This is a genomic window from Rhizobium sp. WW22, assembly GCF_047041135.1.
GTDB lineage: Bacteria > Pseudomonadota > Alphaproteobacteria > Rhizobiales > Rhizobiaceae > Rhizobium.
The window spans coordinates 1,940,441-1,951,102 of sequence record NZ_CP178199.1; the positions used below are offsets into that span (position 1 = coordinate 1,940,441).

Genomic DNA, 10,662 nt, shown 5'->3' on the forward strand with positions numbered 1-10,662 from the left:
TCCTTAGCCGATGGCCGTCCTCTTCTTCTTTTCCGGGTCGTCGAACGGCAGCGTATGGGCAATCGCGCTCGCCTTCAGGCTCTTGCCACGCACTTCCAGCTCCGTGCCCTGCACGGCCTTATCGACATCGAGGCGGGCGATCGCCATCGATTTCTTCGTCAAGCTCGAATAGCAGGGGCAGGTGATGACGCCGACCTTTTTACCGTCGGCATAGACCTCGTCGCCGAGATCGGCCGGACCGTTTGCATCGATCAGCATGCCGAAGATCTTGAAACGCTCCTCACCCTTGAGGCGCGCATGTTCCTCGGCGCCGCGAAAACCCGTCTTGCCGGGGCTGACGGTGAAGTCGAGGCCGAGCTCCCAGAGGCTGTCGCCGGGCGGCTGATCCGCGAAAGGATACATCTGCGAGTTATCGTAGGGATAAAACAGCAGGTAGCTTTCGACGCGCAGCATGTCGAGAACGCTGAAGCAGCATGGAATGATCCCCATCTCCTTACCTTCCGCGACGATGCGGTCCCAGACCATCGGTGCATCCTGGCCACGCACGAAGATCTCGTAACCGCGCTCGCCGGTATAGCCGGTGCGCGAGATCATTACGGGCGCGCCGAACAGCGTCGTCTGCATGTGATGGAAATATTTGAGGTCGCGGATGCCGGGCACGTACTTGGCGAGATAGTCAACCGCAACGGGACCCTGCAGCGACAGATCATGCAGATCGTCATCGAAGAGGACAGCGCAGTTGCGGCCGGCCGCCTGCTTGAGCACTTCCTCGTGGCCAGAGCCCGAGCCATGTACCAGCATCCACGAATTCGGACCGGTGCGGTAGACGATGCAATCGTCGGTGAAGTAACCGCGGTCGTTGAGCATCGCGGCGTAGACCGAGCGGCCGGGATAGATCTTCGACATATCCCGGGTAGTGATATAGTCGAGCACGGCAATGGCATGCGGCCCGACCAGATGCACCTTCTTGAGCCCGGAAACGTCCATGATGCCGGCTTTGGTACGGATCGCGACATGCTCCTGCGACATGTCCTTCTCGTAGGTCCAGGCGGTTCCCATGCCGCTCCAGTCTTCGAGTTTCGATCCGAGAGCACGGTGCCGGTCCGCCAAGGCGGAGAAACGCCATGATAATGCCATTTCGTTCCCTCTTTTTCTTCTACGGAATATTTATTTCCTGACTATAATCGTCTTTCGCGCCTTGGCAAGCCGATCCGAAGGGTTTTTCTTGACCGTCCGGATGGTATTTCGCCCTCAAAACTTCGGCGGCTTCTTACCTGCAGCGCGATGGGCTGCGATGACGGTGTTGGCCATCAGCATGGCGATCGTCATCGGTCCGACACCGCCCGGAACCGGCGTAATCGCTGCGGCGACATCGGAGGCCTCCGCATAGGCGACATCGCCCACCAGCCGGCTCTTGCCCTCGCCGCGCTCCGGTGCCGCGATCCGGTTGATGCCAACATCGATGACGGTCGCACCTGGCTTCACCCAATCCGCCTTCACCATCTCCGGACGGCCAACGGCCGCGACCAGGATATCGGCGCTACGGGCAACACCTGCCAAATCCTTCGTGCGCGAATGCGCCGTCGTCACCGTCGCATTGGCATTGAGCAACAATTGCGCCATCGGCTTGCCGAACAGGTTGGAACGGCCGATGACGACGGCATTCAGCCCCGACAGGTCTTCGCCGTGGATCGAACGTACCAAAAGCATGGCGCCGGCCGGCGTGCAGGAGATCAGCCCGGTTTCGAGATCGCCGGTTGCAAGCTTGCCGGCATTGACGACATGCAGACCATCGACATCCTTCTCCGGCCGGATCGACTGGATGATGTCATCCGAATCAAGATGCTTCGGTAGCGGCAGCTGCACGAGAATGCCGTGGATGGACGGATCGTCGTTCAGCGACTGGACGAGCCTTGCCAGCTCACCTTGCGTCGTTTCCGCCGGCAGCGTGTGCTGGACCGACTTGAAGCCGCATTCCTTGGCCATCTTGCTCTTGGAGTTCACATAGGCGTGGCTGGCCGGATCATCACCGACGATGACGACCGCAAGTCCGGTCTTCACACCGGCCTCCTGCTCAAGCCCCGCTGCCGCAGCCTTCACGGCTTCGATCACCGAAGCGGCCGCTTGTTTCCCGTCGATCACTGTTGCGGGTGCCATCACTCACCCCATGCGCTCGGAGGCATAGGAACCCGGGCTTGCCGGGAAGACGACGGTGCGGTTGCCATTGAGGAAGGTGCGATAGTGGATATGGGCATGGATGGCGCGGGCGAGAACCTGGCTCTCCACATCGCGGCCGATCGAGACATAGTCCTCTGCGGACTGCGCATGCGTGATGCGCGCCGTATCCTGCTCGATGATCGGACCCTCGTCGAGATCGGCCGTTACATAATGCGCCGTCGCCCCGATCAGCTTCACCCCGCGCTCATAGGCCTGCTTGTAGGGGTTCGCGCCCTTGAACGACGGCAGGAAGGAATGGTGGATGTTGATGATCCGGCCCGACATCTTCTGGCACATGGAATCCGACAGGATCTGCATGTAGCGCGCCAGCACGATCAGCTCGGTGCCGGTCTGCTCGACCACGTCCATGATCCGGGCTTCCGCCTCCGGCTTGTTGGCCTTGGTCACCGGAATATGGTGGAAGGGGATGTCATGATTGACCACCACCTTCTGGTAATCGAAATGGTTGGAGATGACGCCGACGATGTCGATCGGCAGGGCGCCGATCTTCCAGCGATAGAGCAGGTCGTTGAGGCAATGGCCGAAGCGCGACACCATCAGCAGCACCTTCATGCGCTTCTTGGCATCGTGGATCTCGACGTCCATGGCGAACTTCTCGGCGATCGGCTTGAAGCCTTCGGCCAGCGCCGTCTCACCGACACCTTCTTCCGAGATGAAGGAGACGCGCATGAAGAACATGCCGGTGTCGAGATCGTCGAACTGGCTGGAGTCGACGATGTTGCAGCCCTGGTCGGCCAGATAGTTCGAGATCGCCGCAACGATCCCGCGCGTCGATTTGCACGCAACTGTCAATACATAGCTCGTCATGCTGATTTTCCTCCGCCGTCCGCGGCCAAAATTCCGCTGTCGTGCCGGGGGCTCGTGCCCCGGCACCTGAGCCCTTAAGGGCATCTTATCGCTGCGCCCTCAGATATCGAGCGTGCTGTCGCGCTCCCACTGCGTGAAATGCGAGCAGTAGGCGTTCCATTCCTGATGCTTGAGCTTCAGATAGGCTTCGGAGAATTCCGAACCGATCGCCTGCTTCAGCCCCTCGTCCTCGTCATAGGCCCGCAGCGCATCGAGCAGATTGAGCGGCAGGCGCGGTGCATTCTTCACGAGATGACCCTCCGCATACATGTCGATATCGTGATGGGGGCCAGGATCGGCTTTGCTGCGCAAGCCGTCGAGACCGGCGGCGATGATGACGGCCTGCAGCAGGTAGGGATTGACGGCACCATCGGGCAGGCGCAGCTCGAAGCGGCCGGGACCCGGCACGCGCACCATGTGGGTGCGGTTGTTGCCGGTCCACGTCACGGTATTGGGAGACCAGGTGGCGCCGGAGGTCGTGCGCGGCGCATTGATGCGCTTGTAGGAATTGACCGTCGGGTTGGTGATCGCTGCCAGCGATGAGGCATGTTTCATGATGCCGCCGAGGAAATGCTTGCCCTCGGCCGACAGGCCGAATTCAGCCTCCCTGTCGGCAAAGACGTTGGTCTTGCCGTCATTGCTCCACACGGAGATATGGCAATGGCAGCCATTGCCGGTGAGACCCTTGAAGGGCTTCGGCATGAAGGTTGCTCGAAGCCCGTGCTTCTCGGCTATCGACTTGACCATGAACTTGAAGAAGGAGTGCTTGTCCGCCGTCTTCAGGGCGTCGTCGAATTCCCAGTTCATCTCGAACTGGCCGTTGGCGTCCTCGTGGTCGTTTTGGTACGCACCCCAGCCGAGCTCAAGCATATAGTCGCAGATCTCGGAGATGACGTCATAGCGGCGCATGACGGCCTGCTGGTCGTAGCAAGGTTTTTCTGCGGTATCGTATTCATCCGATATCTTGGCGCCATCGGCCGTGATCAGGAAGAATTCAGCCTCGACGCCCGTCTTGACGCGCTTGCCTACGGCTTCCGCTTCTTTCACGAGCTTCTTCAGCACGTTTCGTGGCGCTTGGCCGACGAGTTCGCCCTCCATCATGCAATCGGCCGCGACCCAGGCAACATCCTTCTTCCATGGGAGCTGGATGACGGAGGAAGCATCAGGTACGGCGAAAAGATCGGGATGGGCGGGCGTCATGTCGAGCCAGGTGGCAAAACCAGCAAAGCCGGCGCCCTCTTCCTGCATTCCGGCAATCGCCTGCGCCGGCACCAGCTTGGCACGCTGGCCGGAAAAAAGATCCGTATAACTGATCATGAAATATTTGATGCCTTTGTCCTTTGCAAAGGCAGCAAGATCCAGTGTCATTCTCGTTCCCCTTTGGATTTCTTCGAGACACTTCGATGATGCGTGCAGCGGCCGGGCCTCGTAGCCCGGCCGAAATCTTAAAAGCCTCCCTTGCCCGGATACCAGTTGGTGCCGGCGAGCGGAATCTGCGCCATGGCGGCAGCTTCCATCGTCAGCGCACAGAGGTCCTCAGGTTCCAGATTGTGCAGGTGATTTTTGCCGCAAGCGCGCGCGATCGTCTGCGCCTCCAGCGTCATCACCTTGAGATAATTGGCAAGGCGTCGGCCCGCAGCAATCGGATCGAGCCGGCTTGCGAGCTCCGGATCCTGGGTCGTGATGCCTGCCGGGTCCTTGCCCTCGTGCCAGTCGTCGTAGGCGCCGGCCGTCGTGCCGAGCTTCTGGTACTCTTCTTCCCACTTGGGATCGTTGTCACCGAGCGCAACCAGCGCCGCCGTGCCGATGGCAACCGCATCAGCGCCGAGTGCGAGCGCCTTCGCCACATCAGCCCCAGAGCGAATGCCGCCGGAGATGATCAGCTGCACCTTGCGGTGCATGCCGAGATCCTGCAGCGCCTGGACGGCGGGACGGATACAGGCGAGCGTCGGCATGCCGACATTCTCGATGAAGACGTCCTGCGTCGCGGCCGTGCCGCCTTGCATGCCGTCAAGCACGACGACATCGGCACCGGCCTTTACGGCAAGAGCGGTGTCGTAATAGGGGCGCGCGCCGCCGACCTTCACATAGATCGGCTTTTCCCAATCGGTGATCTCGCGCAATTCCATGATCTTGATTTCGAGATCGTCCGGCCCGGTCCAGTCCGGATGACGGCAGGCCGAGCGCTGGTCGATGCCCTTCGGCAGATTGCGCATGTTGGCGACACGATCGGAAATCTTCTGGCCGAGCAGCATGCCGCCGCCGCCGGGCTTGGCCCCCTGCCCGACCACCACCTCGATCGCATCGGCGCGACGAAGATCCCTAGGGTTCATGCCGTAGCGCGAGGGGAGATACTGATAGACCAGCGTCTGCGAATGGCCGCGCTCTTCGTCCGTCATGCCGCCGTCGCCTGTTGTCGTCGACGTGCCGGCAAGCGTGGCGCCTCGGCCGAGCGCTTCCTTGGCGTTGCCGGAAAGCGCACCGAAGCTCATGCCTGCGATGGTGATCGGGGTTTTCAGCGTGATCGGCTTTTTGGCAAAACGGCTGCCGAGCACGACGGTCGTATCGCATTTCTCGCGATAGCCTTCGAGCGGATAGCGCGAGATCGAAGCCCCGAGAAAGAGCAGATCATCGAAATGCGGCACCTTGCGCTTCGTGCCGGCGCCGCGGATATCGTAGATGCCGGTCGCTGCCGCACGGCGGATTTCAGCGAGCGTATGATCATCGAAGGTCGCCGACTTGCGGGGTGGCGTATATGGATTGTGGTAGCTCATGAGGTCCCCTTCGCCTTAGTACGCGTCGGCATTGTCGATGTTGAAATTATAGAGCTTGCGGGCCGATCCGTAGCGCTTGAATTCCTCGGGCTTGACGCCGCGCACCCCGGCCTTCTCGAGAAGCTCGGCAAGCTTCTCTAGATGCTCCGGGCGCATTTCCTTTTCGATGCAGTCCGAACCGAGACTTTGCACTGAACCGCGGACAAAAAGCTTGGCTTCATAGAGGCTGTCACCTAGCGCATCGCCTGCATCGCCCAGCACGACCAGATGGCCGGACTGCCCCATGAAGGCCGACATATGGCCGATGTTGCCATAGACGACGATGTCGATGCCCTTCATCGAGATGCCGCAGCGCGACGCCGCATTGCCCTTGATGACAAGCAAGCCGCCGCGGCCGGTCGCGCCGGCATACTGGCTGGCATCGCCTTCGATCACGACGCTGCCGGACATCATGTTCTCGGCGACGCCGGGACCGGCGGAGCCATGCACCGTGACGTTACCACCGTCGTTCATGCCGGCACAATAGTAGCCAACCGAACCCCTTATATCGACGGTGACGGGCGCATCGATACCGGCGGCGACAGCATGATGGCCGCGTGGGTTGACGACCTCGAAGGCTAGATCGTTGGCCCCTGGGGGAAGGCCATGAAGGGCACTATTGAGTTCGCGCAGCGGCGTGACGGATAGGTCGAAAACTGGCATGTAAGATCTCTCTCGATTGCGGCGCTTCTGATCAGGCAGCCTTTTCGTGATCCCAGAAATAGACGGTCGCCGGTTCCGGCTCCCAGATGCGGGCATTTTCGATACCAGGCAGATTGACGAGCGCGCGATATTCGGAGCCAAAGGCGACATACTGGTCGGTCTCCGCCATGACGGCCGGCTTGCAGGCGATGGGATCGCGAACGACGCCGAAACCGGATTTGGTGCCGACGACGAAGGTGAAGAAGCCGTCGAGGTCGTCGACCGCGCCTTCCAATGCAGCGCCGAGATCCTTGCCCTTTGCCATTTCGGCCGTCAGATAGGCGGCCGCGACCTCGGTATCGTTTTCCGTCTCGAAGGTCATGCCGACGCGCTTAAGCTCGCGACGCAGGTTGTTGTGGTTCGAGAGCGACCCGTTGTGAACCAGGCATTGATCCGAACCTGTCGAAAAGGGATGAGCGCCAAGCGTTGTGACAGCCGACTCGGTCGCCATACGGGTATGACCGATGCCATGCGTGCCGGACATGGCGGCGACGCCAAAGCGCGAGACTACATCCTTCGGCAGGCCGACTTCCTTGTAGATCTCGACGGTATCGCCGCTGCTCATGACCCGGATATTCGGGCGCAGAGCCGCCAGTGCTACTCGACCCTCGTCGAGCTTGTCCTTGGCAAGAGTAATGACCGCATGCGTGCTCTTGACCACGACGGATACCGGGACGTCGAGCGCGCGCCGGAGTTCATATTCCAGACCGTCGAAATCCTTGGCCGGATCGGCTGACTGGACGGTTATCTTCGCCGTGTTTCCGTTATCGTTGCCGTAGATCGCAATGCCCGCGCTATCAGGTCCGCGATCGGTCATCGTGATCAGCATGGAGGACAGAAGCGCGCCAAGTTTCGGCTCCAGCGCCTTATCCTTCAAGAAGAGACCGACAATTCCGCACATGCCCAAACCCTCCGTTTTCGCATCTGCAAAATGGCTATCAGGTCCAACGCGGTTTTTCAACTCAAAAGAATAAATTTTTCTTTTTAGGCAAGTTAATCAGTCTTGCCCCGCTGTGGATAGCTGATGATCGACAGGTATTTCGCCGGCAGTTTCACAAGCACTTCCGGTCCATGCGGCGCATCCGCATCGAAGAAGAGGCTGTCGCCGGGCTGCATGGGATAGAGCTGGTCGCCATGACGGTACATCACCTCGCCCTCGAGCATATAGAGGAACTCCATGCCCTCGTGCTGGAATGTCGGAAAGACATCGGAATCGGCCGTCAGCGTAATCAGATAGGGCTCAACGATGACACCGCTCGAATTGTTGTCGATATGGCCGAGCACATTATATTGATGGCCGGCACGCGTGCCGCGGCGTTCGAGTTCGACGCCCTGGCCAGCCTTGACGAAGACAGCATTGCGCGGCTCTTCGTAACGACGGAAGAAAGCTGTCAGCGGCACGCCGAGTGCGCGCGACAGCGATTGCAGCGTCGTCAGCGACGGCGAGATATTGCCATTTTCGATCTTCGACAGCATGCCGAGCGAGATACCCGTCGCGGCGGCAAGATCCGTCACCGTGATGCCGAGCTTCTTGCGATAGGCGCGAACCTCGTGGCCGATCGCCATCTCGAGATTGTTTTCCTTCGGCTCGCGCACCGCATGCGGATTTTGTGAGAAAGCTGACCGTCCGCCATGGGACTGATCGTCGGCCGATATCTTGTCTGCCTTGGTTTTCATTTATGATCCTTTTTGCCGGCAGGGCTTGCTGCGGCGATCCTATCCTCCGAGTGAAATTTTCTCAACTGCCGCGAAAATCACGCCTGACGGGTATCACCGGGCGCAATCCCATAAAGAGAGCGATAGGCTCGGGCAAAATGCGCGCCGCTTGAAAAGCCGGTGGCGATGGCGATTTCGGAAATCGAAAGCGGGCTCTGCTCCAGGAGCCGCCGGGCGTGCTGCAGCCGTATTCGCCGATATTGATCGAGAAACGTCGAGCCGAGATGAGCGGCAAACAGCCGGTCGAGATGACGCGGCGTGACGCCGGCAATCCGCGCCATGGCGGCACGGTCGAGGGGCATCTCGATCGTTTCCTCCATTTTTTCGAGCACGCTCAGCAGACTTGGGTGATGGACGCCATAGCGCTCGGCGAGCGAGCCGCGTTGCGGCGCAGTCGGCTCACCCACCTCCGTATGCAGATACCAATCGCTGACGCGCCGGGCAAAATCGGCGCCCATGCGCTCTGATATCAATACATGCATCATGTCGAGCGGCGCAATGCCGCCGCCACAGGTGATACGATTGCCGTCGATGACGAAGCGCGCTTGGCGCGGCGTAAGCGCCGGAAAGGCTTCGAGCAGGGCCGGCGCATGCTCCCAATGAATCGTGAAATCGCGCTCAGCCAAAAGCCCGGCGGCGGCAAGCAGATAAGGACCGCCGGAAATCCCGCCGATGCGCACGCCCTCGCGTGCGAGCTGGCGCAGGCAGGCAAGGACCGAAGGGTAATGCCAATCGCGTGGCGAGCCGCCGGCGCAGACGAAGACCGTGCCAAGACCGGATCCGCGACCTGGAAGATGCTCGGCCGGCACCGGCACGCCGCCCGACGATACCGCCGGAGTGCCGTCCGGCGAAAAGATCGACAATCGATAGATTTCACGCCCGGCCAGAAGATTGGCCGCCCGCAGCGGCTCGCTCGCAGAAGCAAAGGACATCAAGGCGAACCCCGGGATCAGGATAAAACCGATATTCTGGCTATTTTTGCCTTCGATCGCCACCATGTCCCTTTTCTATCGAAAAAGGTCCTAATTGGGCAAGTCGGCATTTGCCGCTCTGTCATCATGAGCGCAATTCAAACCGGATCCAACCATGCGCTATTCGGCTTTCTCTGTTTTTCTCAACGGCCTTCGCGGCAATACCGGCTGGGCCCCCGCCTGGCGCCAGCCGCAACCGAAGCCACATTATGACGTCATCATCGTCGGTGGCGGCGGCCATGGTCTGGCGACCGCCTATTATCTGGCCAAGACCTTCGGCATCACCAATGTCGCCGTTCTGGAAAAGGGCTATCTCGGCTCGGGCAATATTGGCCGCAACACTACGATCATTCGCTCCAATTACCTGCTGCCCGGCAACAATCCCTTTTACGAGCTGTCAATGAAGCTCTGGGAAGGGCTCGAGCAGGATTTCAATTTCAACGCCATGGTCTCGCAGCGCGGCGTGCTCAATCTCTTCCATTCGGATGCGCAGCGCGATGCCTACACTCGCCGCGGCAATGCCATGCGCCTGCACGGCGTCGATGCCGAATTGCTCGATCGCGAAGCCATCCGTAAAAAGCTGCCTTTTCTCGATTTCGAAAACGCACGATTCCCGATCATGGGCGGCCTGTTGCAGCAGCGCGGCGGCACGGTGCGCCACGACGCAGTCGCCTGGGGCTATGCCCGCGGAGCCGATAGCCGTGGCGTCGACATCATCACCGGCTGTGAAGTCACAGGCATCCGCACCGACCAGGGCCGCGTCACGGGTGTCGAGACCACGAAGGGATTCATCGGTTGCGGCAAGCTGGCACTGGCGGCAGCCGGTAATTCCACCGTCGTCGCCGATATGGCGGGTCTGCGTTTGCCGATCGAAAGTCATGTGCTGCAGGCGTTCGTCTCCGAAGGCCTGAAGCCGTTCATCGATTGTGTCGTCACCTTCGGCGCCGGGCATTTCTATGTCTCGCAATCCGACAAGGGTGGCCTTGTCTTCGGCGGCGATATCGACGGCTACAACTCCTATGCCCAGCGCGGCAACCTCGCGACCGTCGAGCATGTTGCCGAAGCCGGTGTGGCGATGATCCCGGCACTGACCCGCGTGCGCTATCTGCGCACATGGGGCGGCGTCATGGACATGAGCATGGACGGCTCCCCGATCATCGACCGGACCCATATCGACAATCTCTATCTGAACGCCGGCTGGTGCTACGGCGGCTTCAAGGCCACGCCGGCATCAGGCTTTTGCTACGCGCATTTGATCGCCCGCAACGAGCCGCATGAAACGGCGACACAGCTGCGCCTCGACCGATTCCGGCGTGGCTATCAGATCGATGAAAAGGGCGTCGGCGCCCAGCCGAACCTGCATTGAGGACATGACG

The 10,662-nt window shown here is 60.5% G+C and carries 10 protein-coding genes; 1 reads left to right on the forward strand and 9 read right to left on the reverse strand.

Annotation, left to right across the window (positions count from 1 at the left end):
• Positions 1 to 3: 3 nt before the first annotated feature.
• The 9 genes from ACK83U_RS27930 to ACK83U_RS27970 all read right to left on the reverse strand — a co-directional run bounded on the left by ACK83U_RS27930 (position 4) and on the right by ACK83U_RS27970 (position 9,313).
• The gene (locus ACK83U_RS27930; protein WP_112611082.1) at positions 4 to 1,137 is read right to left on the reverse strand and encodes an aminomethyltransferase family protein; all 1,134 of its coding nucleotides are present in this window, start codon (positions 1,135 to 1,137) and stop codon (positions 4 to 6) included.
• A gap of 114 nt (positions 1,138 to 1,251) precedes the next feature.
• Positions 1,252 to 2,157 carry a bifunctional methylenetetrahydrofolate dehydrogenase/methenyltetrahydrofolate cyclohydrolase FolD gene (gene folD, locus ACK83U_RS27935; RefSeq protein WP_412474952.1) on the reverse strand — a complete coding sequence of 302 codons (906 nt, stop codon included), beginning with the start codon at positions 2,155 to 2,157 and terminating at the stop codon, positions 1,252 to 1,254.
• Between the two features lie 3 nt (positions 2,158 to 2,160).
• Complete coding sequence (gene purU, locus ACK83U_RS27940) at positions 2,161 to 3,045, reverse strand: formyltetrahydrofolate deformylase (RefSeq protein ID WP_112610828.1); 885 nt, start codon at positions 3,043 to 3,045, stop codon at positions 2,161 to 2,163.
• Between the two features lie 99 nt (positions 3,046 to 3,144).
• Entirely contained in the window at positions 3,145 to 4,452 is a 1,308-nt protein-coding gene (gene glnT, locus ACK83U_RS27945; protein WP_112606188.1) for a type III glutamate--ammonia ligase, read from the reverse strand.
• 77 nt (positions 4,453 to 4,529) lie between these two features.
• Positions 4,530 to 5,858, reverse strand: coding sequence for an FMN-binding glutamate synthase family protein (locus tag ACK83U_RS27950; protein WP_112339154.1), 1,329 nt, complete (start codon positions 5,856 to 5,858; stop codon positions 4,530 to 4,532).
• A gap of 15 nt (positions 5,859 to 5,873) precedes the next feature.
• Positions 5,874 to 6,560 (reverse strand): GXGXG domain-containing protein, encoded by a 687-nt coding sequence (locus ACK83U_RS27955; RefSeq protein ID WP_112339153.1) that lies wholly within the window; start codon positions 6,558 to 6,560, stop codon positions 5,874 to 5,876.
• Between the two features lie 31 nt (positions 6,561 to 6,591).
• Positions 6,592 to 7,500, reverse strand: a complete 909-nt coding sequence (locus tag ACK83U_RS27960; RefSeq protein ID WP_112606185.1) for a class II glutamine amidotransferase — start codon at positions 7,498 to 7,500, stop codon at positions 6,592 to 6,594.
• 92 nt (positions 7,501 to 7,592) lie between these two features.
• On the reverse strand, positions 7,593 to 8,276 hold the full coding sequence (locus ACK83U_RS27965) for a helix-turn-helix domain-containing protein (protein ID WP_015343856.1): 684 nt from the start codon (positions 8,274 to 8,276) through the stop codon (positions 7,593 to 7,595).
• 77 nt (positions 8,277 to 8,353) lie between these two features.
• A complete protein-coding gene (locus tag ACK83U_RS27970; protein WP_112606182.1) occupies positions 8,354 to 9,313 on the reverse strand; it encodes a GlxA family transcriptional regulator in 960 nt (319 codons plus the stop codon).
• An 88-nt stretch (positions 9,314 to 9,401) separates the two neighbouring features.
• Here ACK83U_RS27970 and ACK83U_RS27975 point away from each other — a divergent pair, with 88 nt between their 5' ends.
• A complete protein-coding gene (locus ACK83U_RS27975; protein ID WP_112606179.1) occupies positions 9,402 to 10,652 on the forward strand; it encodes a sarcosine oxidase subunit beta family protein in 1,251 nt (416 codons plus the stop codon).
• Positions 10,653 to 10,662 lie beyond the last annotated feature (10 nt).